Source organism: Enterococcus sp. DIV0840 (assembly GCF_050527835.1).
Taxonomy (GTDB): Bacteria; Bacillota; Bacilli; order Lactobacillales; family Enterococcaceae; genus Enterococcus_L; species Enterococcus_L ureasiticus.
Map to the genome: position 1 here is coordinate 3,169,364 of NZ_CP172876.1, position 25,457 is coordinate 3,194,820.

Genomic DNA, 25,457 nt, shown 5'->3' on the forward strand with positions numbered 1-25,457 from the left:
TATCTATCACACTCTAGAAACATTATTTTTTTATCGCTTCAACATAAATGTCTACATAGTAATGATTGTCTTCTTCTTGATACAAATCTTCTTCTAAAATCACGGTTTCTTTTTCCTGCCATGTTTCTAAGAACAATTGAGCTGCTTGGTGCGCGGAGGCCTTTGTTTCAAATGGTCCCTTTGTCTCAATCACATCGCCTTCTTCATATTCTAATTCTTCCTCAAAGTCTTCCTTTTTCCCAATCATCGCCAACGCATACACAATACTTCCAGATAGAGCGGCTATGATGAAAAAAGCAACCCCATATACATTGATGAATAATAGTAAGAAGTAAAGAAGATTTAGACCTATAAATCCAACCAACATGGCTTTAGGATACGGTCTTCTTTTATTCGTAAGAAATAGAAAGTACATAAACACGAAAGTCATGGTCATTAACAGAGCACTCAGTGCAAAGTACACAATAGATTCAAGTCCGTTATCATTCACGATAAGCAACAATTGATAGAATAAGGAGAGTCGTTTATCCACATAAAAGTATGCTTCCTTATAGTAGGAATAAAACATCACTAAGTACGTGACCCACATGATGGAAAAGATTCCTTCTATTACTAGGATATATTTCAACCCTTTATTTTGATGTTTTTCTGTTTGTTCTGTCGTCATCCTTTTTTTCAACCCTCAATCACCCTATTTATTTTTGACTTTCCTAGCCAGTATGTGTCACTTATTTAATATCTAATTTATAGCCTTTCGAACGGATTGTTTTTATGTATTCTGGGCTTCCAGGTGCTGCTTCAAATTTTTTCCGTAAATGAAAAATAAGATTGGTGACCCGATATTGTCTGAATGTTGCGTCCGTGCCATTCTTTTTTTCTGTCCAAATTTTTTGGTAAAGCTCTTCATACGATAATGTTTCACCTGAACGGTTAAATAATTCTCTTAAAACAAAGAACTCTAATTTTGTTAGCGAAATCTCAAAGCCATCTTTTAGGATTAGGCTCAAGCTTCCTTCGTTCAGTTCAAAGTCTCTAAGTTTCTCTGGTCCTTCTTGTGTCTCTTTGATTACTTCGGTTTTATGCCCTGTGTGTTTCAATAAATTTTCCAGTTGTAATAGAAACAATCCTTTGTTTCCTTCTACATCTGAAATACCATCCGCTCCTAATTGGTAATAAATCATTTGATGGAAATCGGAAATTTTCGTCGAGAATACCCAGATGACGCCTTCAAACCATTTCCTCAATTCCAGAATTGATTCACAAATGGATTCAAATCCACTGTTCTCGCCTTCTTCAATCAGAATCGCATTCATATTCGACAAGATCTCTTCATTTTTATTTATACAGGTGAAAAAAGAAGGAGTGAATGCGGAAGAGTTAGAAAACTCATTCACATGTGTATCTTGTTGTCTTTCTTCTTTTAAAATACCTAGCTTGTACATTGTTTCTCTTACCTCCTTTGTTTTATATCCCTTGGTTGTTTCATTTCTTAGGGTTATCTGTTGCACTTTTTTTCATATGAACGTAAAATCGGTAATAGTAATTATCAATAGAAGTCATTCTCGTTTTTAAGCAAAACGAGAATGACTTCTATTTTTATTTGATAGGTAGGGGATTGAATTCCCCTTTGACGGCGAAAGTGACGGTTATAAAAAAAAGCCTATCAAAAATAGATCGGCTAGTTGTTCTTACTATTTTATTTTGTACTTCTCACAATTAAATAACGAACGTTATTTAATTGTGAGAGAAAAGGGCTTTAACCCACTTTTCCAATTTTTTTAGCAAATTTACACTGATAAAAGGGAGAATTTACTCATTGCTTGACGCTGATCCTCAAGAAAAGAATAGGTATACGTGTCCAATGTCATTTTGATAGACGCATGCCCTAATAAAGCACTCACTGTACTGATGCTAATCCCTAATTCTACACAACGGGTCGCAAATGTATGGCGTAGCGCATGAAAACCGACATTTCCTATCCCTACTTTTGCTTTAATTCGTTCAAATCGGTAGCTAATCGTTCTTGGCTCTATTGATTTCCCGTGATATTCTATGACATATGAGGACGTTGCTTGACTCTTTGCCTGAATAAGCTGTTCATTTAAACAAGGAGTCATGGGAATAATCCGTTTCCCCCGTTGTGTTTTAGGCGCCGTTTCAATCAATTTTGTTTTGGATGACTTATTTACATAATCAAAAATACGTTGTTTTGTTCGACGTACATGGATCACTTGTTGTTCAAAATCGACATCTTCCCATCTTAATGCACTGATTTCGCCAATCCGCATGCCTGTTTCTAGCGCAATAACGATGGGGAGCCCGTAGATGGTTTTCTTACTTTCTTTTAAAATTTTGGTATGTTGTTGGCGATTTAATGCGGGGACTTGTTCTTTTTGAACCTTCGGCAAAGAGATGTCTTCCGCCGGGTTTGTATAGAGATAGCCTCTGTCTCTGGCTCCTTTCAAACAGCTTTTTACTAATCGAAAGACAATGTGAATAGATGCTGGAGACAGTTTTTCTTTTAGCTGATCGACTAACCGTTCCAGTTGCTTCTTATCCACACGATGTAAGGGAGTTTTACCAATGGCAGGTAATATGTGTAAAGACAGTTTATTTTGGTAGCTTGAATACGTGCTTTCTTTGATGTTTTCTTTCATTAATTGGTTCAGCCAAATAATTGACCAAGTCTCAAAAGTTCCTTGAAATCGCTCTTGATAAGACCTTTGTTCAAGAGAATGAAATAGTCTTTTTTCCAGAAGTTGTTCACGAACTGTTCGATAAGATCGTCCATAAATATAGCCATAATAGATGGAACCATCTGCTTTTCGTGCTTTAGGGTATCGTCCTTCCCAGCGAACATCTTTTCTTTTGTAAATATTTTCGCCTCTTGCCAAAATAACTCATCCTTTCAAATTTTATTGACGGCGGAATTGACGGCTAAAAAAAACGAGCTATTTTCTCCACCTAATGATGTTGTTTTACAATAGAAGCAACGCTATTAAAAAATTGTCATTTTTTAGATAAATATTGTTTCAAAAAAGGAAAAATTAAAATTTATCACAAAAAAACCTTGTAATTTTAATTTATATCTATTAGAATTACTCTTGTAGCGAAATAATAAGTAGATAAAAACGACATATTAAATAAATAAACAAAAGAACGTTTCTATTTCATTATATATTTCATTTTTTCCCCTAATTTGAGTTTTTTTTGCAATGCCCTCTGTTTATCCAGTAGAAATGAAGGGGTAAGAAGTTCTTAAATAAACAAAAAAATATGATTTGCTTGTGTTATATCCTCATTTTTCTTTAATAAAAAATCGTGGGATTTAAAAGAATCTAAACTGGAAATACTCTAACACTACGATTCAACAGTTGTTTTAGAAAAAGAGACGGAGAAAATTTACCCTCAACGAAAAATTGATGTCCAACCAGCTTTAGGTTATCTGAAGAATTGTTTACGTTTCTATCGGTTCTTTGGTCAGGATAAATAAACATGATTTTCCCAATAATATAAAAGTAAAAGACCGAAAATCCTTTTTAAGATTTTCGGTCTTTTATTTTATAGTTCTTAGGACGTAAATCCCAAGCACTTTTACTATTCGTTTAATTATCTACCGACGATAAAAGTCAATTCACATTCACAAACTTTTTTATCTTCAACAAAAGCAGTCGCTTTCCCGATTCCTACAAAATCTCTGATTTTTACGATTTCAAAGTGTAATTTTAATACATCTCCTGGAACTACTTTTTGACGGAATTTCGCTTTGTTGATTCCTCCGATATACGCTGTTTCACCTTTAAATTGATCCATTTTCAAAATCAAGATCGAACCAACTTGTGCTAATGCTTCAATAATCAAAACACCTGGCATTGTTGGATTTCCTGGGAAATGTCCTTGGAAGAATTCTTCATTGATCGTCACATTTTTTGTCGCAATAATTTTTTTATCCGTGATGATTTCATCCACATAGTCGATAAAGCAAATTGGGTAACGGTTTGGAATCATTTCCATAATTTCTGTTGCATTCATTAATCTTGTCATTGTTAGTTTTCCTCCCATTTTTTCATACAAATAACGCCATTATGACCGCCAAAGCCAAACGAATTACTAATTGCATATTCTGCTTGTACGGGGCGTGAACCATCTGTTACATAATCTAAATCACATTCTGGATCTGCTACTTCATAGCCTACTGTCGGATGCGCAATGCCTTCTTGTAACGTCTTCACACAAGCAATTGCTTCAATTCCTCCAGCCGCTCCTAAAAGGTGACCTGTCATACTTTTCGTGCTTGAAATTGGAATATCGTAGGCGCGTTCGCCAAATACACGTTTCAAAGCTGCCGTTTCAGCTGCATCATTGGCTGGTGTTGAGGTGCCATGAGCGTTGACATAACCGACATCAGTCGCCTTGATCTCAGCTTCAGCTAAAGCTAATTCGATCGCATCTGCCGCTCCACTACCATCTTTTAACGGCGCTGTCATATGGCTAGCATCACAATTACTACCATAACCTACGATTTCACCTAAAATTGTCGCACCACGTTTTTGAGCGTGCTCCAGTTCTTCTAACATCAACATGCCAGCACCTTCGCCCATCACAAAACCATGTCTTTCTTTATCAAACGGAATCGATGCTCTTGTTGGATCCTCTGTTGTATTTAACGCACTCAACGCTGCAAAACCAGCAATCCCGATTTCACAAATCGTCGCTTCTGTTCCACCCGTGATCATCATATCTGCTAAGCCATATTTGATTGTACGGAACGCTTCACCGATTGCATTGGTCGCGGATGCACAGGCTGTGACGATTGTTTGAGAAGGTCCTTTTGCCCCTAATTTGATAGAGATATTCCCTGAAGCCATATTTGCGATCACCATTGGTACAAAGAAAGGTGTCACTCGTTTAGCCCCTTTTTTATCCATGACTCTGACTTGATCTTGTAACGTCGTCATGCCACCAATACCACTGCCCACGATCACACCAAAACGTTTTGGATCGATCGTTTCTTTTGTCAGGCCACTCATATTCCATGCTTCCATCGCAGCGACTAAACCATATTGTGAAAATACATCCATTCGCTTTTGCTCTTTACGATCAAGAACCTCACTTGAATCAAAGTCTTTCACCTCACCCGCAAGTGCCACACCTGTATCTTCAGAATCAAACTTAGTGATTTTAGCGATTCCTAATTTTCCATTGACTAGATTTTGCCAATACTCTTTTACCGTATTTCCCAAAGGAGTCACTGCTCCCATTCCTGTTATTACAACTCGTTTCATCGTGCACCTCCACTATTGTTTTGACTATCAAATTAAAAAAAACTTGCTTAAACAACACTTTTTTGTTTAAATTTAAGTAAAATAGTTTGACTTTCAAAGTATTTTAGTTAATAATTCAGACATCCGATAAAATGTCTGTACAGGTGTTGTTTATTCGTTAGAGAATTTTTTTATCATTCTCAACACAGATAATACCAGTTGCAATTTTATCCGTCAACTTAAATAAAATCAAATCGTTCGATTTTGTTAAGATGTGAGACCTTTTCACACACTAAAAATAATTTTAAAAGGGGAAAAACCATATGTTTCTAAAAAATAAAAAAGTCGTCGTGATGGGCGTCGCAAACAAACGAAGTATTGCTTGGGGTTGTGCCAAGGCATTAAAAGAGCAAGGCGCTGATATTATTTACACGTACCAAAATGAACGCATGAAAAAACAATTGTTAAAATTAGCTGAACCAACAGATTTGCTTGTTGAATGTGATGTGGCTTCTGACCAGTCGATCGCTCAAGCTTTCCAAACAATCCAAGAAAAATACGATAAGATCGATGGATTAGTACATGCCATTGCTTTTGCTAACAAGGAAGAATTAGATGGAAATGTTAGTGATATCAGCCGCTCGGGTTTCTTATTGGCTCAAGATATCAGCAGTTACTCACTTTTAGCTGTTGCACATTATGCTAAACCAATGTTAAATCCTGGCTCAGGCATTGTGACAATGACGTATCTTGGTTCTGAAAGAGCGATCCCAAATTACAATATGATGGGGATTGCCAAAGCATCTTTAGAGACGGCCGTAAAATATCTAGCTTATGAATTTGCAGCAGACAAAATCCGTGTGAACGGGATTTCAGCAGGCGCAATCAAAACACTCGCCGTAACGGGTGTAAAAGATTATGATCAATTGATCAAAATTTCAGAAGGCCGTACACCAGACAAAGCAGGTGTTACGATTGAAGAAGTTGGTAATACTTGTGCATTTTTAGTCAGTGAACTAGCAGCTGGTATCGTAGGAGATATTATTTATGTAGATAAAGGGGTTCACCTTACTTAAAAAAATGAAGCTGAGATACAACTAAAGAAGTTTATCTCAGCCTCATCTTTTCATGTAAATCCTAATTTCTAAATAAGTTTTTGCAAATAACCACGATTTACTTGCAGCATCAGTTGTAGATCGAAATAATAATACGGCAGTTGCTGTGTTAATGTGATCACAAGTGAGCTTAGTAAATGTGTCGCAATCAGCGTTACGATCAGCTGTAACCAACTATTGGCAAAAAAATCATAGCTATTCACCAAATTAGCTGTCCACAAAATACATAGCGGATGGATGAAAAAATAGTATTTTCCTAAATCTCTCAACCGTTTTACATCTATTTTCTCCTCCACATTTACAAACAAACTCCAACAAAAAAGGCAGCTAGTAAATGGAATGAGCATCCACATAAAATTCTTATCAATCCCAACATTTGAATACACGATGATTCCTTCACCTATTAAAAGAAGCCCAGTGAGCACCACAAGTACGCCCATATACTTCTGAGAGCTGATAATTTTTTCTCGATGATCCCATAAACAGAATCCCATCGCCACAAAGATCAAGGCAAAAAACAAACCATTGCGCGTTGTAATAAATAAGCTCATATACTGATCAAAAAACACCTTCAATTGATCGTTTCCAATATACGCATAATAGGTTTCTAATGTACCGAATCCGTACATTAGAGTTGCCAGACTGAACAACGCGATATATCCTGCTTTTTTTAGTAACCACTGAACACAAATGATTCCAAAAATCGCCGCTGGAATGTACCAAAGATGATAGTACGTTCCTGTATAAAACAAACCGGCCACTAAAGCTACTGGATACAACGTGGGGGTCAGTGAATAATTTTGCTGAATCCACATGAACCCAATAGGTAAATAAATCAGGCTCCAAAAAAAATAAGATTTCGCTAACGATTTGATATACTGCTTTGTATAATCGGACGACTGACTCTGTCCTCTTCTAACAAAATAACTCGTTGAAATCAAAAAATATGGAACCGCAAATCGACATAAAACATTCTTAAATAAATGATTGATTGCCGGATCTTGAAAAATACTTTCACAATGGAAACAAATAACTAAAATCGCGGCTATGTATTTGACCAAATCAATTCCCTTGGTATTCATCTGCTTTTCTTTTACTGCCCTTTTGATTTTTTTCACCCCACCCCAATAACTTTCAACCTACTTCGTTTTCCTATATTTAAGTATAACAAAGCATATTTTATAATTTATCGGTACTGAGACTGATTTTTTAGTACTGCTTAAGTTTAGCCCTCTGCTGAAGGAGCATTTTAATAGCAAAAAAGAGAACAACTTCTATCGTTCTCTCCCTCGTCTAATAGCCCTAATAAGATTATAGTACCTTAATACATTACAATGATCGATTACTTCCATAAAACAGTGGGATGGTTTCTGCATTGCTGCGAATTGCCTCAACAGCTTCTTCCTCATTTGGCAGATCTAAAGATTCTTGGAATGCTTTATCTACGTTGATCTGTATTGTACTAAATTTTTCATGGTGCCAGATCTGATGCGCAACGTTTAAAGATTCTACCCATAAATAATAGCTTTGATCTTTCGTTACGATATCGATCAATGTCACAAAATTACCGCCTACATTCCGAAAATACTTACCAAATTTTAGATTTATTTCTGATATATCGCTTAGAGAAAATGTGGTTATTGGCTTTTCCACAGGGAAATTTATAGCCAGTTTAAATTTCCCAATCTGATCGATAGAAACACGTTCACCATTAAAGCTACATAAACAGTTAGCATAGCCCATCATTTTGGAAAAAGTCGCTTGAGGAAAAATTATTTCTTCAATTTTTATAAAGGTGTTCACTCGTCGGCCTTCTAGAAACAGCGGCTGAATATCTTGTACATAAGCACTGTAAAATGCAGCATTATTCTTTTTTTCTTGGTTTTGATCCATATGACTTTGCCTTCTTTCTTTTCCATCAAACAATCCTCTAAAGAAACTAGGCTTTTTACGTCCTAAAAGAATATCTACACTGATGTTGAAATAATCAGAAAGCCTAATGACATTTTCTAAATCCGGAAGACTTTTTCCTAGCTCCCATTTAGAAATTGTTTGGCGTGAGATATTTAAATAGTCAGCTAATTCCTGTTGTGAGATTTGTTGTTCATGACGAAATTTTTTGATTTGTTTACCAATTTCTACCGTCACTATAAGTCACTCCATTCTTAACGTCCATCGTTTTTGCCGCACAAATATGTTGCTTTCATTCATTATACAATAAAGACCTGCGCAACAATACGTTGCTTATTGAATTAATCACGTTTAGCGCGGTAAAAAAATCTCCACTACATTCATTTTATCAATAAATGCAGCAGAGATTCTTTTCTATAATTAAGTGACAATTATTCTTCTTACAACTTTTTTACTAATTGAAATTGTGTCAACTGCCACGTAATACCGATTTTTCCCAACTCCTTGTATTCAGGAATCTCCATATCAAAATTAGCTACTTTGACGCTATCAACATTTTCTTGTTCCTTTAACGTAAGTAAAATATCCGTTATTACATTTTTATTTCTTTGCTCAAGTACATGAAATTGTTTAATAATCAGAGCCTTATCACCAGATTCTTCTGCCAAATTAAAACTAATTGCGCCAAGTTTTGTTTCTTCTTGATAAATATCATAATTTTTATCTGAAAAAATACAGCGGTTCTGCCACGGTGTCCATTGTTTTTCAAGCAACGCTAATTCTTTTACTGAAGCTGGTTTAAAGTGAATGCTCCTTTGAGTTTTAGACGTAGTTGGTAACGTGATTGTTCCAACTGCCAGTTCATTCACTGTGTGAAACCCTTTCGCTTCGTATAATTTCCTTGCACGCTCGTTGGCTGCAATCACTTCAAGAATCAATTGATCGCAATGATTTTCCTTTGCTCTATTTTCTGCATAGTCCATTAATTTGGACGCAACTTTACTTCTACGATATTTTGGAATCACAGCCATGCCGCCAACCCACATCACTTTGGTTTGCTGAAAGGTTTGGATCCCTAAAAGAATGATCCCTACAAATTCTCCATCAACAGAAAAAACAGCGGAGAGTTTTTTTGAAAGGTTTAGCGACTGGATTCTATGGTCTAATGCCTTTTGGTCTACATGGATCGGTAACAGGTAGTCGCTGAATCCTTGATTCCATGTTTCTACAACTTTTTGAAAATCGGCTTCGTCTATCGTTATAAACATAATGGTTCTCCTTTAGTTTTTTACTTTGTCTATTTAACTATAAACAAATTTTAAACGATTCATCGTTTTTTAGAAACAATAATGTTATCCATTTTGAAATAGGTTTCAAAACCTTCTTGATTACGGAGACAAACTTGATTCTTCAAAACTTCGATATAAGGTGTTTCCAAGAAAATCGTCACAACAAGTTGTTCCAGCTTTCGCATAAGTTCCGCTCTTTTTGGAGATGCTAGACACTCTAAAAGTAGCTCATCTGATTTTTCTACAAGCACGACTTCTTTACCCCGCTCAGCTAAATCGATTGCAATCAGACATTCCAATACGCCACTACCCATAATCAAAATGCGTTCATCCAACTGATTTTCTGATACTTCCTGTATTTCTTGTTCCCCCGATGAAAGCTGGTACAAATGCCATTCTTTAAATCCTGTAAAACTCATCTCAGCTCACCTCATTGCTTAATAAGATGTTTATCAGCAACGACATAAACATGATCTGCTACAGGAGAATAAAACTGTTCATCATTTGAAATCAACAAGACACTGCCTCTAAACGATTTTAACGCCTCTTGTAGCGCTTTTCTTGAATCGACATCTAAATGATTGGTTGGTTCGTCTAAGATCAAGAAATTACTTGGTTGCATCGTTAAATCGCACAACTTCACTTTTGATTGTTCCCCACCACTCAACATGTAAAGATTTTTTGAAGCAATTTCTCGTTTCAAACCACATTTAGCCAGTTCTCGGCGTACATCTTCATAGGTCAGCTTCGTGTATTTGTTTGCTAACGCTTCGATCGGTGTCCATTCTGTATTTTCCCATTCGATTTCTTGTGAATGGTAGCCCACAACAACTTGAGGTGAAAATTGAGCTTTTCCAGAAATCGCCGGTACTATTGATAGGAGTGTTTTCACTAATGTAGATTTACCTAAACCATCTGCACCAGTGATCACTATTTTCTCTCCTTTTTTTACTTGCAAGTCACGCACAGTAAGCAGTGATTCTTTGTAGCCAGCGCTCAATTCATCGATCATCATGACATTTGGCGAACTTTGAGGCATTAATTTAAAAGAGAAATTCGATTTGATTTTCTTCTCAGGCTCTTTCAGGCGATCCATCTTTTCTAAATGTTTTCTTCTACCTTGGGCCATTTTGGTTTTGATCCCCGCAATATTTTTTTGTATAAAGGCTTCGGTTTCTTTTATTTTTCGTTGTTGCGCTTCAAATTGACTTTGGTAAGCTTCTGATAAATGCGCTTTTTGTTTTAAGAAATCGGGGTAATTACTGTGGTATTTTTTGATCGAACCAAAATCGATATCACAGATACATGTAGCGATGTTACTTAAAAAATCTGTATCATGAGAAACGATGATAAAAGCATTCTCGAAAGCATTTAAATACTCTGTCAGCCATTCGATATGTTCTTGATCTAAATAGTTCGTTGGTTCATCTAAGATCAAAACAGATGGTTTTTCCAATAAAAGTTTAGCTAAAATGACTTTTATTTGATCCCCACGATTTAATGAGCTTAGTGTTTGATCAGCATCACCATCGCTGATACCAAGCCCTGTGATTGCTTTATTGATATCGTTTTCGACTTGATAAAATCCTTTGATTTCTAATTGTTCTTGATAGGTTGCGGCTCTTGTCAATAATTGATCGTCGCCTGTTTCACCATATTTTTCGTAAAGTTTCAACATCTCTTTTTCTGTGTTAAATAAGTCTTGATAGGCTGAGGTTAAAAATTCGTTGATCGTAAGTGATTGCTCCATATCTGCATACTGGTCTAAATAGCCTAAAGTAGCCGCAGGATTCCATGAGATCGCACCTGCATCTGGCAAAACAGTGCCTAAAAGCATCTTTAATAAGGTACTTTTACCTGCACCATTTTTACCGACGATGCCCATATGTTCATTGCTTCTTAGGGTAAATGAGCTGTTTTCATAAAGCTGTTTATCTGGTACTGCATAAGTTAAATCTTTGACTTGTAATAATTCCATTATATTTTCCTCTTTCGTGTAGTTTCCCTGATTTTTACTAAAGAACATACAAAAAAGACCCATAGACAAAATGTCTAGGGCCTTTTTAATCTATATATCCTTCAGTAAATGAGCATACAAAAAGCATAGCAAAAATCTGCTATTTCTTTAGTATACTAAATTTACTGATGAATAAGAAAAGCTCTTAAGCTTTTCGATTAAGCTCCATACAACACTTCATCAAAAATAAGTTGTAGGGAGCTAAGAGTTGAAATAAATAATACGTACATTTGAAACACCTTCCTCAGGTGTTACTCTACCATTTTGGAAAAAAATAGTCAAATCCAGATAAAATAAGGCTAAATTATCGTTGTTGCTATTCATTTAAGAACACTATACACTAAGAAAAAACAAAGGAGTCTCATTATGAAAATCGAACGCTTACTAGGAATCTTATTTTACATTCTTAATCGTGACCGTGTTAGTGCAACCATACTTGCAAAAGAATTCAACGTTTCACGCTGAACGATCATTCGAGATATCGATACACTTTCTTTAGCGGGTGTCCCGATCTATGCTGAGGTCGGTGTAAATGGCGGTTACGCGATCAATCCAGACTATCAAGTCAGTAATAAAATAATTGACCAGACCAATGCTGATTATCTGTTACTTGCTTTAGAAAGTTTAAAAAGTGTCTACGGCACTAAAAAAGTCAATGATACTTATGAAAAAATCAAAGCGGTCTATGCTCTTCCAGATGATCAGACACTATTAGAAATCGATTTTTCAGTCGTAAATGAAAATAGTTCTGTAATAGAAAATATCGCGCTATTAAAAAATGCCGTTCAAGAAAAAAAGGCTGTTTCTTTCGATTATGTCAATCTCAAAAAAGAAAAACGTCACGTCACCATCGATGCACTTCATGTCTTTTATAAATGGTATGCTTGGTACCTTTTAGGCTATAATCAGGAAAAACAAGAATGCCGTATGTATAAAATCATCCGACTCAGAAACTTAAATGTTCAATCTGAACAGTGGCAAAACGACTATGATGTGGCTGATTTAATGCAAAAACATGTTGAACAGCAACACACGGATGTACAATCCGTAATTCTTGAATACCAAAAAGAAAGCCAAATCCTTATAGAAGAATATTTTCAAGGCGAAACGCTCAATGAGTCACCCACAACGCGGACAATTGAACTAAAAATAAGAGAAAACAACTTTATGTTATTTTCTCTGCTCTTAGGTTTTGGTGATCAGATCAAGGTCTTAGCTCCTGCTTCATTTGCTGAAAAAATAAAAACTCATTTAGAAGCAACCTTACAAAACAATTACCCAAACAGTGACAGATAGTTGTCACTGTTTTATTGTTACAATACATTTAAACCACCGCACTTTATGAAGTAGCAACGGTGTAAAGAAAGGATGTTTCAAATGAAATCAATTGTTTATGTTTATATTTTAGATACTATGGCAGACTGGGAACTAGGTTATATCACAGCGGCAATCAACACAGCAGCTAGTTATAATCAAACAACTCCAGTTTATTCTATTCAGACAGTCAGCCTTACAAAAGAGCCTATCCTCACATTAGGAGATTTAACGATCATTCCGGATTGTTCTATTGATGAGATCAATGAACGTGCCCTAGCAGCATTATTATTGCCTGGAGCAAATACTTGGAACGAAGCAAAACATCAAACGATTTTGCACAAAGCAGAAGATTATCTAAATGCTGGAATCCTAGTCGCTGCCATTTGTGGTGCAACACTTGCCCTTGCTGACTTAGGCTTACTGAATACCCGTCTGCATACAAGTAATTCAAAAGAATTTCTAACTACTTTTTCTAGTCACTACACAGGTGGAACTTTCTACCAAAATACATTAGCAGTTACAGATAGTCACTTAATTACAGCCAGTTCTGCTGGTTCCTTATTATGGGCTAAGCAAATTATGGACTATTTAGATGTCTTACCAAAACCAATGCTTGAAGCTTGGTATAATTATCATGCGACAGGTGATCCTAAATATTACACCGAATTAATGACCTCTACTCAATAACCATTCAGTCAAACGAAAGATGAAAGAAAGTATAGGAAACGCCATGAGTCGTTTCCTATCCTTCTTTTGTTATAAGTCATCCTTTTCCTTCCTTTTATCCACATCGATACTCTTTCTTAAGTCTTTCAAAATATGTGATTTTTTAGGTTCAAATAAGAAATTCACCAAAACAGCCATTAATGTCCCGACAAGTGTTGCAAGTATTCGCTGCAAAACATAGTTTTTATCATTTACAGGTGTAACGAGCGTCATTGCGATCAGTGTCATCACAGAGCCTCTCACTGTAATCGGACTTTTTACACCACCAGAAATCGTCACAGTAATAAAAATGAGGAATGGGATAAAAATAAGTCTGGATAATCCTTCATCCGTTAAATGATTTTGGATCAATAAATAAACCGTTCCAAAAAAACAACCAATCGCAGTACCGAGCATACGATACCTTGCAAAGATCCATACATCAACTGTTTTTGGGTAAATTCCAAAAGCTGCTGTACTTGACGAAATCATCATTAAACTTGTATTATCTGGAGTCCCAACAACGCTATAAAAGGCAATGCACATAAACACAACGGCTGCCATTTTAATTGTTCTCTGTTCAATATGTATTTTGGCAAATCTCACGTTACTTTCACCTTCTAAATTTTTTCTCTATTCCGCTTTAGACATTTAACAAATCACTTAAGATAAATCTTACGTAACTGAGCGATTTTTTCATCTGAAAAATGTAACACTTGCGTTACATATGTATGAAAACTGCCATATTCTTGGTCGATTGTTGCAAAAGCTATGTCTAAATATGTTTTTTTCACTTCTAACATCTGCTTGAGTTGATCCATTTGTACATCAGAAAGTTGATAGGATGTTTCTATTTGTTCCTGTAGCTTGTTATTAGCCTCTTTACGCATTTTATTCGTTAGTAAATAATCTTGGTAAATAGCCTCTTTCGATACCCCTAACACGCTTAACACTAACGCTGCCGCAAAACCCGTTCGATCTTTTCCTGCAGAACAGTGAAAAACCAACGGCTCTCCTTGTATCTCAAGCAATAGCTCTAAAAATGTTTGATAGCCTTTCTGTGCCGAATCCAACAAAACAAGATTTTTATAGATAGCCTCCATCATTTCGTCTGCTGGAATCGTTGCTGTCATCATACTTTCGATACTCCCATTCTTGTCCATACTATCAGCCAATACGTTGATTGGGACGTATTTGACCCTCTCCATAACAGTGTCAGGCTGACTTTTTTTCTCCTCTTCACTGCGAAAATCAACAATCACTTTTAGTTTACAATCTTTCGTTAAAAAGAGTTGTTCTGTTTGAGTTAATTCAGTTAAACTGCCACTTCGAAACAATTGTTGTTTATTCACTTTTTTATCATTAAAAGCCGGATTGCCACCAATATCTCTAAAATTCGTAATCGTGTTCATATTATTCCTCCAATAATTAACCTAATTTGCTAAAAAAATCCCTGTCAAAGAATTTATTTGGTTTGATTCAACCAGAGTCGACAGGGATAAACGAGTATTTATTTTTTTAGAGTGAGTGGTAATTTCACATCATATTCATGATCAACAGTACCTAGATCCTTGTCTTTTCCACCATATGTTCCATCAAATGTTAAGTGAATTTCTTTGATTTCGTCGATTTTGTCCATTTCTTCAAATTTGAAAAAGACATGCCCGTCTTTTTCTTCACCCTTTGCAAAGAAGTCATCCCAGTAATCAGAAAAATGTTCTCCGTCGATTTCTTCACCATTTTCCAGCACTAAGGTTGCTTTTCCTGGATGGATATGAAGATCTTTGTTGTCTTCATTGTTGTGAAGTTTAAAGTCCAAGGCTAGTAGTCCTTTGTATTCATGGCCTTCGTTATCTTTGTATTTTTCAACTTCTACAATTTTCGCTTTATCGATCGATAATTTAACACCCGACCAGCTATCATCTGACCAATCCGTGTCAAAGGTTGCTTTATCAATGACCAGTGCGTCCTTATTTCCGAATTCAATTTGCTTAAACTCACCGTCTTCACTTAAAGCGTATGTATCTTCTTTGATCGAACCATCAGCTGTTTCTGATGAGCTTACCAAGTCCTCGTTGATAATTTTTCCTTCTTGTTTAGAACATGCGCCCAAACTGAATAAAACAGCCGCTGAAGCTAACACTAATCCTGTTAATTTAATCTTGTTCATAATTTGCACCTCTTCTATATTTTTATAAGATGGATCAAAGCAATTTTCCTGTTTGTATTGCTTGGGTAAAACGTTTTTTGACTCTTTATTGTGTAATGGTTTCTATTTAATTTTTTCCTATGTAGTTATTGTCCTCCCTTTCTTTTGTTAACCCTATTTTACCTCTGATTATTTTTAATTTTTCTTCGATGCTGTCTGTTCATACGACTTAAATGGAAAAAGATTATTTTTAAGATACCAGACTCCTTTCGATAACGATTTTGCGTTTCTTATTTATTTTCAATCAAATCCTACTAGATATATAATAGGGACAAAGAATAAATTACATAAGGAGGCAAATATGACCAAATTACCCAACATCGGCAAACCTGCTACTAATGCACTTCATTCGATTGGTATTACAACGCTTGAACAAATTAGCTTACTAGATAGAGCGAATCTTTCAAAACTACATGGTATAGGATCTAAAGCAATCAGCATTTTAGAAAAATCCTTGGCTGAGCACAAGTTATTCTTTCAAGATTCCCCAAAGGATGTATCATTGCCAAAGTCTGATTTTACAGTCCTTTGTTCTTTGAATTGCGACAATGCCCCAAAACGAAGAATGATTCGCGATTGCATTGTTGCTGCAGCTTCTAGAAATCAATATTTACTAGAATCTATGCTATCTGACTCATTTCGTTGTATCATTCCTAATAAGAAAGCCATTGAAGATAAAAATACGTTTATCGAATTGATACTCAAAGAAACAATAGAGATTGGCTTCCTTGAGATTCAATCTATTTTAACCCATGGAAACGAAGGGTCAGCTCATGGGATCATCACAACTAAAGCAGGTGCTAAAATTTATTTTTCAATTATTATACGATTTAAAAGCAATCAAAAAGATGCACAGATTTCTGAAATTACTTCTTTTTTGATTCAATAAAAATCTGAGTCCCTCTTATCAAGAACTTTTCATTTCCAAAATTACGCCAGTTTCTTCCTCAAGGTCAGTCTAAATAATAAGAGTGTTTACATTTACATAAAAAAAGTGAGTGAAAGAAAATTTATTACATTTTCTCTTACTCACTTAACAATCGAAACTAGATCCGATTCTTATTCAATTGTAAATTCTTATTGATTTGTACGATTTCATTACCGAAATTACGCCAGTCGCTTGCTCTAGGCGGAGCCAGCCAGATCAGACTACGTGCTGAAAAAGTTATCTGGGGAAGATAGTCAGAGACGATTAAATCTGTGTCTGGACGTACGACTGGCTGAAAGTTTATGCTAAAAGAATCGAAAATCTTGATTTGCGCTTTGATAAATTGGTTATATTTTTCGCCTTGTGTGAAGTTCACATGGATATTAATCGTATTATTCTCATTTTCCTGATCGTATTGTTGAGAAAGTACGAGCAATAAATTGAAAAAAAGCGATTTCCTACTAAATTTAAATTCTTCTTTGTCCAATTGATAAATAAATGTATGGCAGACTTCAAAGATGATTGGATAGCGCTCGTGAAAAAATTCCAAGTCCATCACACGTAACGTAAGATCAATCAAAGGCGTAACGAATTTGTGCTGATAGATCGTTCTATTCACATTATTCCAGAAATCAGCTCCTGTTAATGTTAGCTGTGGATATAGGCGAATTTGTTGTGCCAACTGCTGTTGATACTTTTCGATCACCTCATTTTCAAGGTCGCAAAATTCACTTTGATACATCGATAATTCGCTAAGAATCCCGCTTATTTCGGCTTCTTTTTCTCGGTTTGTTCCATTTAAGGTCTGCTTCACCCATTGATCCAGCGTTTGATATAACGCGTTCTTTTTATCAAAATCGACTGATTGAAAATGACTAGGTAAATAATAGTTATGCTTTTTATTCACTCTTTCTAGCATAACAAACAAGTAATGCTTAAACAGATAAAACGTTTTTACTTCTTTACAATGCAGTTTCATAGCAGAAAGTAGCTCATTCACTAATAAGATATCCGATTGATTATATAACTCGTCTGAATCCTTATAGATTCGATAATAGAGCATGTTAAAATACTGACGAATCTTCATTTCATCTCCAACTAATTGAAATGTTTTGGTTAATTTTATATCATATTGCATTAACTCTTTCCGGATTCTGTCAACAATTTTATAAACAACTGTGCGGCTCATACCATGTTTTTCCCCGTATTTTTTGATCGAAGAAAATTGGTTAAAAAAGATCGTTTGCAGCAATGTAAATTCTAACGAATGTTTTAAATATCTCTCCTCCACAATACTTGATGATACATGAGAACCTTGAAAAAGGATGATCTCATTATTTTGCTCGATCAATTCCATTTCATCGATCAGCTCAAACCGTTTCAAATCCTCATTTATTTCTAAAACGCTTCGTTCCAGAAGGTATTGGGAAATATCTAATTGCGCACATAAACTATCTTTACGTTCAGAAAACGAATAGTGCTGCTCTAATTTTCGGATAATGGATAGTTTTAAATTCGTTCGTTCGTCTAATAACAAGAAATCCATTTATACTCTCCTTGTTCCATACAGAAGTGATCCAGATAGAAAACTCAACATATTACCAAAACTCGAGGAACCTGGCAGACCTGCTCCGCCAGAAGTTTCTAAGTTTCCCTTTGGTTTAGTTGGTTCATTTTGCAATAGATCATCATTCAGCATGATTTTGGTTTGAGAGTCACTTGGGGAATAGTGATTCATTACTCTTTTTTTATGTTCAGAACGGCTAAATTGATTGACGGATACTTTAGCAATAGATTCGTAATTTTTATAGGAAAACTTTACAAAATAAATGCCAGTTTCTTGTGTATTGACGTTATTTTTAATCGTCACTTGGTTTATATTCAGCGGCTCGCCAGCTTTATCTTTTAGTGAAACTACGTTGTCTAACGGAGACCATTTCTCGTTTTGTTTGATGACGATATCTTTCAAGATTAGCTCCGTCTGATTCTCTTTGACTTCAATTACAGCTGTTTCAACTTTCCCATCTACCTCGTAGGTCAGTTTATATTTCCCGGGTGTTGTTGCTTCTTCTCCATAAAACGTTTCAATATGAGTAAAAAGTGCGGATGAAACTAGTAAGGTCGTCCCTATTATCAATGGTTTATTTTTCACTTATTCCTGCGCCTCCAAAGGTTGGATCAATCGAATAAAGGCCCGAACAGAAGCAATTGTAACTTTCCTTCTGTCCCAGCCCCATTCTTACGTATCATTCAGTTAATCTGTTCTTCTTTTCCTTAATCGGATCATCCCAACTATGGTGATCGATACCGCCAAGAGTCCAATCAAACTGAAATAATGATTGACTGTTTCACCTGTTTTAGGGTAATTCCCTTGTTTGTCTGGTTTCGCAATATGGGTTTGATTCTTATTTGTTTCGTTTGGTTTAGGTGCATTTTTTTCCAGTACTGTGATTTTCGCTGTGACAGTCAGTTTTTTCTCTGCTTCTACAGTTTTTCTGGCTTTATTTGGCTCAGCTTTTTTCGTTGTTTGAACCGTATAAGATACTTTGTGTTCGCCTTTTTCTTTAGTCTCAACGGTTCCTGCGACTTCTACTTCTTCAAAAGAAATGGCTTTACCGTCGCGGTCAGTTGCTGACACGAAGTTATCTGCACTCTTCCAGTCATCACCGACATAAATAGTTGAGTCTTTTACGACTAATGTTGATTGATCAGCTTTTACTGTTATTTTTGCTGTTTCTTTTAACGTGCTCGTTTCATAAACAACTTCATAAACGCCAGCTTTTGTTGTATCTACAGTGCCCGTTACTTTTATGTTTTGAATTGGGGTATTTTTACCCGTTTTGTCTGTCGCTGATACAAAGTTATCTGCGGCTTGCCAAGTATCTCCTACATAGATGATAGAGTCTCTAACAGCAATCGTTTCTTGTGTAGCCACAACATGAACCATTATCGAATCTTTTTGGCCTTGATTTTCGTAGGTGACTTCATAATCGCCAACTTTACTTGTATCGACAGTTCCAGTTACAGTAATTTGATCAAAGGCAACTGGTTTTCCTGTTTTATCTGTTGCTTCAACAAAATTATCGGCTGGTGTCCAATTTGTACCGACAGAAATGGTTGAATCTTTTCCACGAACTGTGGTTTGATTGGGTAATACAGTGATTTTAGCCAATTCGGTTTGATTTCCGTAATGATAAGTTACATTATAGCTACCTGGTTTTGTTGTATCAGCAGTTCCAGAAGACGTTACCTCTTCAAACGGAATAGTTTTTCCATTTTCATCCGTTGCTGAAACAAAATTATCTGAAGCCTGCCATGCATCACCTACATAAAGTGTTGAGTCTTTGACTACTAATGTCTCCTGATTAGCAACCACAGAAACGATTGCTTTCGCTTCTTTGCCTTGATTGTGATAGGTAATCTCATAATCTCCGACTTTTGTAGTGTCTACCGTTCCACTTACCGTGATTTGATCAAACATAATTGGGTTTCCATCTTGATCAGTAGCTTCTGTAAAGTTATCTTCTGGCTGCCAATTTGTTCCTACATAAATGATTGAATCTTTTGCACTGACACTTGTTTGATCTACTTTTTCTTTAAGTGGAATTTCAATTGAATTCGCGTCTTTCGTCAATTTGATTTCTTTGCCATTCATGTATTCCTCATCGATCGTATAACCTGTTGGTATGTCGTTTGCTTTTAGCGTGTATTCTCCAGACATGATTGCGTCAAATTTATATTGGCCATCCTCATCTGTCGTAAACTCTGTTTTATTATTGGTCACATTGTCGATCAGTTCAAATGGAACATTTGGAATATTTATTGCTTGATCTTTTTCATTATACGTGTGAAATTGCGCTTGAGCCAAATAAACGACTCCTTCAGCATCACCATCAGAGAATCTCAAAACAAGAGGTGTTGTCGCAACCTTTCTGCGCGTTTCTGACATTTGTGCTAAATTATCCGCACTAATAGTCGTTTCAGTAGAAATTTGTCCAGCATTTTTAGAAATTGTATTGTACGTAATCGTAATATCTTCCGTTAGCGTATAATGATCAAAAACAATTTGAGCACCGTTCGCTGTTTGTTTAACTGTGTACGCATCTTGAGGGACATTCGTTACTATAATCGAATTTAAGTCGATTCCAGCGTTCGTTGTTCCTTTAGTCGCAATATCAAAAGTTGGATTTTTGACTTTGCGGGTTCCGTTATTAATATTTTTAGTCTTCACTTCATTTTTCGTTACATTTTTCAATGATTCATGGCTTGTTTGACTGGCAGATAGGATCTCTGTTCCTTCATTGTTTACAGAAACACCCGTTGACATTATCTGATTTCCGTACAATGGTTCCGCAGCACTTCCAGCCACATTGATTGTTTTGGTATCGATCCAGCCATTTGCGTATTTGTATTCAATAATGTACCGTTTTGAGGTTTTACCAAAATCGAATGTATAACTATTCGTCGCTTCATCAAACGTAATTTTTGGATACGCTGCGCTAGTCGGTGCTAAAGGTTTATCAAAATATTGCCCTCGATCCCAATATTGCGGATAAATTGATTCCACTTGGTCATTTGAAACATCATAAATATCAAAAGCCACATCTACACCAGTTGGAATTTTCGTTGTTACGCTCAAGGAATCGAAAGAATCATTTCTTGCGTTTACTAAAAATTGATTTTTACTAGCTTGGAGCGTTCGCTCTGAGTACTGTTTTCTACCTGTTCTAACGGTTGTTTCCACTGCTTCATAGTCATCTGCACTTAGTGTCACAGCAAGGGTATCAACAGGGATACTCTTACTTTTTTCAAGACTATCTGGGATATAATTAAAACCTAAATCTAGATTGAAAGAACGAGTAACAGGCGTTGTAAACTTAATAAGAGAGCCCCCTTCAACTGCCGTTATCGTGTAATCTTTGTCTAGTTTGTAATAGTCGTACTCCCCTTTAGGTGCTCTTAACTGTAAATAGTTTGGGTGTTCAATTTTGATTGTTGCGTTCTTTACAGGATTTTTATCGCTTCCCTCGATTGCAATTGTTGTATCACCAAAGTAGGCGCCATTTCGATCATAGTTCCCCCAAGCTGTTTCTACATTGTTGGGATTGATGATAGAAATTGGCTGAAGGTACTGGTCCGATACTAGCATTATTTCTTTTCCGCCATTGACAACAGGTGTGCTAATTGCAATATCAATGTCTTTTTGATCAAAAGGAATAATTAGTTTATCTGCTTTTATTCTTAATACACTATCTTTCGTTGCAGTTAAAATTACTTTGTTCTCTTCTTTTTTCACATCAAAATAATCCGTAATTGGAACTGTTTTGTACTCCATATCAGAAGCAGAAAGTTGAGCGTCCGTGATTTTTTGTCCATTTTTACTTTCCAAAATGATTTGTTCGCCGACTTTAGTTTGTGTAGGGAGATTGTAAATATAGACATAGTAATTTCCTTTTTCTTGGAAACCAGCACTTTGAAGTGATCCTAGACCGACTTCTTTTAAAGATTTTTGATCTTTACTTGTTTTGGCTGTAAATTCAAGTCCGCCATATTGGGCAGAGGAACGATTTAAAATGACTGATCCTAATTTAGTCGTCGGATATTGATTGTAAAAACTGTAAGAATAATTGGAAACACTCTCTAACGCTGAGGCACGATCAACAGATAAGGCATATGCTTTTTGTTGATCCATAGTTGTAATTGTGACTGCTCCTCTGTAAACAGTGTCTTCATCGATCGTATAGTCTTTATCTTTTTCTAAGAGTTGTTTTGAATCTGGAATCACATTGCCGTTGATATCTACATCATATGAGAAAACACCAATTTCTTCTTTAGAGGTATTATAAAATTTTGCTCCTGGTGCTTCTGACATCACTAATTCTAATGTCTGCTTGCCAGATAATGTTCTATCCAAGTTATAATAAACATTCCCTTTGAGTCCGTATTGGCTAGTCGTTTCTTCATATTTTATAGGAGCGACGTCTTCATACAAGTCAAAGTTATACCGATTCGTTGTTTGACCTGGTGTTTCAATCGTAACTAAAGGGGTTGTATCTGCGTATACATAACTTTTTAACTCTAATTTAAATTGTGTTTCAGTGATTCGTTGATTAAACGTAATCGTCAATGTTTTGCTTTTGGCATCGACTGCCCAATGAGCCCCAACATTCGCTACTTCGCCACTGATATCTGAATAGCCTAAATGGTCAGGTAACGTCATCGTATAAACTGAACCTGGTGCATAATCTTTATCTTCGATCACAAAGTTCAATTTTGCTGTTACTGGTGTTGTATTCAATAATCTGTTTAACGTACTTTGACTGTATTCAACACCGTCCATATTGGTAAGCGTCATATTTGCCAATATCTCATCTTCAATCGCGACATTTTTATCTGCGTTTTTCGTTTTAGGAATTTGTGTATTGTCTGTAATGGAATCTGCGTTGATTTCAGCGGCCGTATTGTTCTCTACTTCAGTCGGCAGATTACTAGCTGCTGTTTCACTCGTTCCGCTAGTCTCAGTATTTTGATTTTCTGTTGATGATTCTAATGCCTCATTCTCCAAATTAGTTTCAGAATTTATCTCTGACGATGTGTCAGTAGAATCTTTGTGTTGGGAAAGGTCATCTATATTATTCGTAGTTGTTGCAAATGCACTTACAGTCGATCCAAAGCTTTGAGTGAGTAATACTGTAAGCATCAATATATGTAATTTTCTTTTTTTCATGAACGAACTCCTTATTCTTAATATTTTAATACAATTATATAATATACTTTTTTAAACTTTATTATGATTATTTTTTTATATTTTAACGAAAAATAAAAACATATACGCTGTTATAGTTAGCGAAGAAGCTATATTATTCAATAACCACACGTAAATTCGTTCCAGATGTTGATGATCTACTTCACTAAAAATCGGACTATTTACGAATATTAATTATATATATAAATAATTTTCTATAAATAATCACCTTGATTTTCGAACTAACATATTACTAGTTAATAAATTAATGTTAATTTTTATTTATAACCGAAACAAGAAAAAAAGCTTTATTTTTACGAACGTACGTTTTATAGTAGAAGAAAAGAAAAAGGAGTCAAGAATGAAAACATCATTAACGACCCAAATGGAAGAAGTTCTATATTATTATTGTCGGGAAAATGGAGATATAGTGGTAGAGGAGGTAACGATGCCCGCCGAACAAGGCATTGTTGATACGCTGAGTTGCCGTTTGACTGCTGAGAAACAATTTGAATGGCGTTGCTATGAATTAAAGGCTAGTAAAGCTGATTTCCGTTCAAAAGCAAAACTTTCTTTTATTGGAAACTATAATTATTTTGTCTTACCCGTTGCTCTTTTTGAAAAAATCAAAGAAGAAATTCCTAGTCATATCGGAGTTATGGTTTATCATCAATACCTTTCGGAGGAAGAGCAAATGTTGCCGGGCTACTTTACAATAGAGAAGAAACCGCAAAGACAAGAGCTTTTGGTCAATGAGCAAGAACTGCTTTTTCGTTTGATCACAGCCCAAGCTCGCGAAGTCGGTAAAGCCAAGCAGACATCTCGTGGGTTACGGGTATTTTCGACGGATCAGCTATACAAAGAGTTAAAAAAAAGACAACCGGATTATGACTTGTTTGGTGGTGGAGTGAATTTCTATGATCGTTTCGCTGAAGATATTTGTGATCAAGCAGTCGAGGCCTTAAAAATTGAATTGGACGCCACGCGTGAGGCTTATTTTGAATTGGAACAGCGTCTGTTGGAGGAGAAATAATGTATTATCCTTACTTTCGAGGTAAGCAGTTTGATTTGCTCGCTTTAACAACCTTAGTAGAAAAAAAACGCTTATCTGCACACATTCTGCCAATCATTGAGCCAGTCAAAAATTCTAATGCATTAAAAAAATTTATTGACTTGTTCCAAAGAGAAAACCAACCATTTTACCTTATCCAAAACCCTCAAACGGGTGACTTTATGACTAAAGAAGGAATTCTTTATCTAAACTCGTTATCCTTGGAAAAAGCAGTGATCGTGGAGCAACCTATCGAAACCTTGAGCGAAGAACCTCAATTATTTGTGATTGGCAACTCCACACCTGCATTACAAAGTGATTGGCAAGCCAATCAGACGAAAGTTTTGATACCAAAAGAATTCCGTTTACTGCAAAAAATCAAAGGCGAAAAGATTCTGTCTCAAGACGTTTTTACCAGATTACCTAAAACGAGTTTTTATCAAGAATGCCCAGATGAATTTTTTTCAGATACTCATTTGACCTTTAAAAAAAGTGGTTTTATCGGATTTAGTGATTTTTCTATCGACAGCCGAATTTACTATGAACACAGTTATCCGTCAAAAATCCTAAGTTTGCATCTGGTTTATTTTGAGGACGATTCGTTGCGAATCCATCATTTTCTTTCAACTGAAGAGGCTCCCACACAAAAAGATAAATTTTTTGAACTCATGGATGAGATCAGCGACTGGAAAAATAAATTGTGCGGTGAGAACCTCACTTTAGGAATTGAGTTGCTGCTTACGGCCGTTTCAAACGATAAATTCCCTGGTATGAGCGTTATGAGAAAAGCGGCTGTCATGCATCATATAGAACTGATGTCCCGTTATCTAGACAAATAAAAATCGCTTGTATAATAAAATAAGGGTAGAGCAAAACTAGAAAGCCTTGCTCTACCCTTATTTTACT

General features: G+C 35.8%; 22 protein-coding genes. 6 read left to right on the forward strand and 16 right to left on the reverse strand.

What is annotated here, in order from left to right; all coding sequences use genetic code 11:
* Positions 1 to 22: 22 nt before the first annotated feature.
* From IGL98_RS15190 to fabF, 5 genes are all read right to left on the reverse strand, one after another.
* Positions 23 to 679 (reverse strand): hypothetical protein, encoded by a 657-nt coding sequence (locus IGL98_RS15190; RefSeq protein ID WP_206842797.1) that lies wholly within the window; start codon positions 677 to 679, stop codon positions 23 to 25.
* Between the two features lie 49 nt (positions 680 to 728).
* Positions 729 to 1,442, reverse strand: coding sequence for a winged helix-turn-helix domain-containing protein (locus IGL98_RS15195; protein ID WP_206842799.1), 714 nt, complete (start codon positions 1,440 to 1,442; stop codon positions 729 to 731).
* Positions 1,443 to 1,787: 345 nt separating this feature from the next.
* A complete protein-coding gene (locus tag IGL98_RS15200) occupies positions 1,788 to 2,894 on the reverse strand; it encodes a tyrosine-type recombinase/integrase (protein ID WP_206842800.1) in 1,107 nt (368 codons plus the stop codon).
* Positions 2,895 to 3,609: 715 nt separating this feature from the next.
* Positions 3,610 to 4,044 (reverse strand): 3-hydroxyacyl-ACP dehydratase FabZ, encoded by a 435-nt coding sequence (fabZ, locus tag IGL98_RS15205; protein ID WP_069647141.1) that lies wholly within the window; start codon positions 4,042 to 4,044, stop codon positions 3,610 to 3,612.
* 2 nt (positions 4,045 to 4,046) lie between these two features.
* Positions 4,047 to 5,285 (reverse strand): beta-ketoacyl-ACP synthase II, encoded by a 1,239-nt coding sequence (gene fabF / locus IGL98_RS15210; protein WP_206842802.1) that lies wholly within the window; start codon positions 5,283 to 5,285, stop codon positions 4,047 to 4,049.
* Between the two features lie 302 nt (positions 5,286 to 5,587).
* On the opposite strand from fabF, the gene fabI reads away from it, so the two are divergent.
* A complete protein-coding gene (fabI, locus tag IGL98_RS15215) occupies positions 5,588 to 6,340 on the forward strand; it encodes an enoyl-ACP reductase FabI (protein WP_206913134.1) in 753 nt (250 codons plus the stop codon).
* A gap of 68 nt (positions 6,341 to 6,408) precedes the next feature.
* Here the strand turns inward: fabI and IGL98_RS15220 are convergent, their stop codons facing one another.
* The 5 genes from IGL98_RS15220 to IGL98_RS15240 form a co-directional block, all read right to left on the reverse strand.
* On the reverse strand, positions 6,409 to 7,497 hold the full coding sequence (locus IGL98_RS15220) for an acyltransferase (RefSeq protein ID WP_339099533.1): 1,089 nt from the start codon (positions 7,495 to 7,497) through the stop codon (positions 6,409 to 6,411).
* A 211-nt stretch (positions 7,498 to 7,708) separates the two neighbouring features.
* Complete coding sequence (locus IGL98_RS15225; protein WP_206842806.1) at positions 7,709 to 8,527, reverse strand: helix-turn-helix domain-containing protein; 819 nt, start codon at positions 8,525 to 8,527, stop codon at positions 7,709 to 7,711.
* A 203-nt stretch (positions 8,528 to 8,730) separates the two neighbouring features.
* A complete protein-coding gene (locus tag IGL98_RS15230; protein WP_206842809.1) occupies positions 8,731 to 9,558 on the reverse strand; it encodes a GNAT family N-acetyltransferase in 828 nt (275 codons plus the stop codon).
* A 59-nt stretch (positions 9,559 to 9,617) separates the two neighbouring features.
* Complete coding sequence (locus IGL98_RS15235) at positions 9,618 to 9,998, reverse strand: NAD(P)/FAD-dependent oxidoreductase (RefSeq protein WP_206842810.1); 381 nt, start codon at positions 9,996 to 9,998, stop codon at positions 9,618 to 9,620.
* An 11-nt stretch (positions 9,999 to 10,009) separates the two neighbouring features.
* Positions 10,010 to 11,557 carry an ABC-F family ATP-binding cassette domain-containing protein gene (locus IGL98_RS15240; RefSeq protein WP_206842811.1) on the reverse strand — a complete coding sequence of 516 codons (1,548 nt, stop codon included), beginning with the start codon at positions 11,555 to 11,557 and terminating at the stop codon, positions 10,010 to 10,012.
* 801 nt (positions 11,558 to 12,358) lie between these two features.
* Here IGL98_RS15240 and IGL98_RS15245 point away from each other — a divergent pair.
* Together IGL98_RS15245 and IGL98_RS15250 are read left to right on the forward strand one after the other, a co-directional pair.
* A complete protein-coding gene (locus IGL98_RS15245) occupies positions 12,359 to 12,892 on the forward strand; it encodes a WYL domain-containing protein (protein WP_340689539.1) in 534 nt (177 codons plus the stop codon).
* A gap of 81 nt (positions 12,893 to 12,973) precedes the next feature.
* Positions 12,974 to 13,600: a DJ-1/PfpI family protein gene (locus IGL98_RS15250; RefSeq protein WP_206913142.1), complete on the forward strand. Its 627-nt coding sequence runs from the start codon at positions 12,974 to 12,976 to the stop codon at positions 13,598 to 13,600.
* Positions 13,601 to 13,669: 69 nt separating this feature from the next.
* Here the strand turns inward: IGL98_RS15250 and IGL98_RS15255 are convergent, their stop codons facing one another.
* The 3 genes from IGL98_RS15255 to IGL98_RS15265 form a co-directional block, all read right to left on the reverse strand.
* Positions 13,670 to 14,224 carry an FUSC family protein gene (locus IGL98_RS15255; RefSeq protein ID WP_339099530.1) on the reverse strand — a complete coding sequence of 185 codons (555 nt, stop codon included), beginning with the start codon at positions 14,222 to 14,224 and terminating at the stop codon, positions 13,670 to 13,672.
* Positions 14,225 to 14,277: 53 nt separating this feature from the next.
* Positions 14,278 to 15,030 (reverse strand): tyrosine-protein phosphatase, encoded by a 753-nt coding sequence (locus tag IGL98_RS15260; RefSeq protein WP_206842814.1) that lies wholly within the window; start codon positions 15,028 to 15,030, stop codon positions 14,278 to 14,280.
* A gap of 98 nt (positions 15,031 to 15,128) precedes the next feature.
* Positions 15,129 to 15,788 (reverse strand): hypothetical protein, encoded by a 660-nt coding sequence (locus IGL98_RS15265; protein WP_206842815.1) that lies wholly within the window; start codon positions 15,786 to 15,788, stop codon positions 15,129 to 15,131.
* Between the two features lie 340 nt (positions 15,789 to 16,128).
* On the opposite strand from IGL98_RS15265, the gene IGL98_RS15270 reads away from it, so the two are divergent.
* Positions 16,129 to 16,716: a DNA-binding protein gene (locus tag IGL98_RS15270; RefSeq protein ID WP_206842817.1), complete on the forward strand. Its 588-nt coding sequence runs from the start codon at positions 16,129 to 16,131 to the stop codon at positions 16,714 to 16,716.
* Between the two features lie 157 nt (positions 16,717 to 16,873).
* On the opposite strand, the gene IGL98_RS15275 is transcribed toward IGL98_RS15270, so the two are convergent.
* The 3 genes from IGL98_RS15275 to IGL98_RS15285 form a co-directional block, all read right to left on the reverse strand.
* Positions 16,874 to 18,301, reverse strand: a complete 1,428-nt coding sequence (locus tag IGL98_RS15275) for a helix-turn-helix domain-containing protein (protein ID WP_206842818.1) — start codon at positions 18,299 to 18,301, stop codon at positions 16,874 to 16,876.
* Positions 18,302 to 18,907, reverse strand: coding sequence for a bacterial Ig-like domain-containing protein (locus tag IGL98_RS15280; RefSeq protein ID WP_206842820.1), 606 nt, complete (start codon positions 18,905 to 18,907; stop codon positions 18,302 to 18,304). It lies immediately after the preceding gene.
* A gap of 102 nt (positions 18,908 to 19,009) precedes the next feature.
* Positions 19,010 to 23,482, reverse strand: coding sequence for a bacterial Ig-like domain-containing protein (locus tag IGL98_RS15285; protein ID WP_206913144.1), 4,473 nt, complete (start codon positions 23,480 to 23,482; stop codon positions 19,010 to 19,012).
* 379 nt (positions 23,483 to 23,861) lie between these two features.
* Here IGL98_RS15285 and IGL98_RS15290 point away from each other — a divergent pair, with 379 nt between their 5' ends.
* Positions 23,862 to 24,533, forward strand: coding sequence for a hypothetical protein (locus IGL98_RS15290; RefSeq protein WP_206913146.1), 672 nt, complete (start codon positions 23,862 to 23,864; stop codon positions 24,531 to 24,533).
* Complete coding sequence (locus IGL98_RS15295; protein WP_206913148.1) at positions 24,533 to 25,390, forward strand: sce7725 family protein; 858 nt, start codon at positions 24,533 to 24,535, stop codon at positions 25,388 to 25,390. Before IGL98_RS15290 ends, IGL98_RS15295 begins: the two co-directional genes overlap by 1 nt.
* Positions 25,391 to 25,457 lie beyond the last annotated feature (67 nt).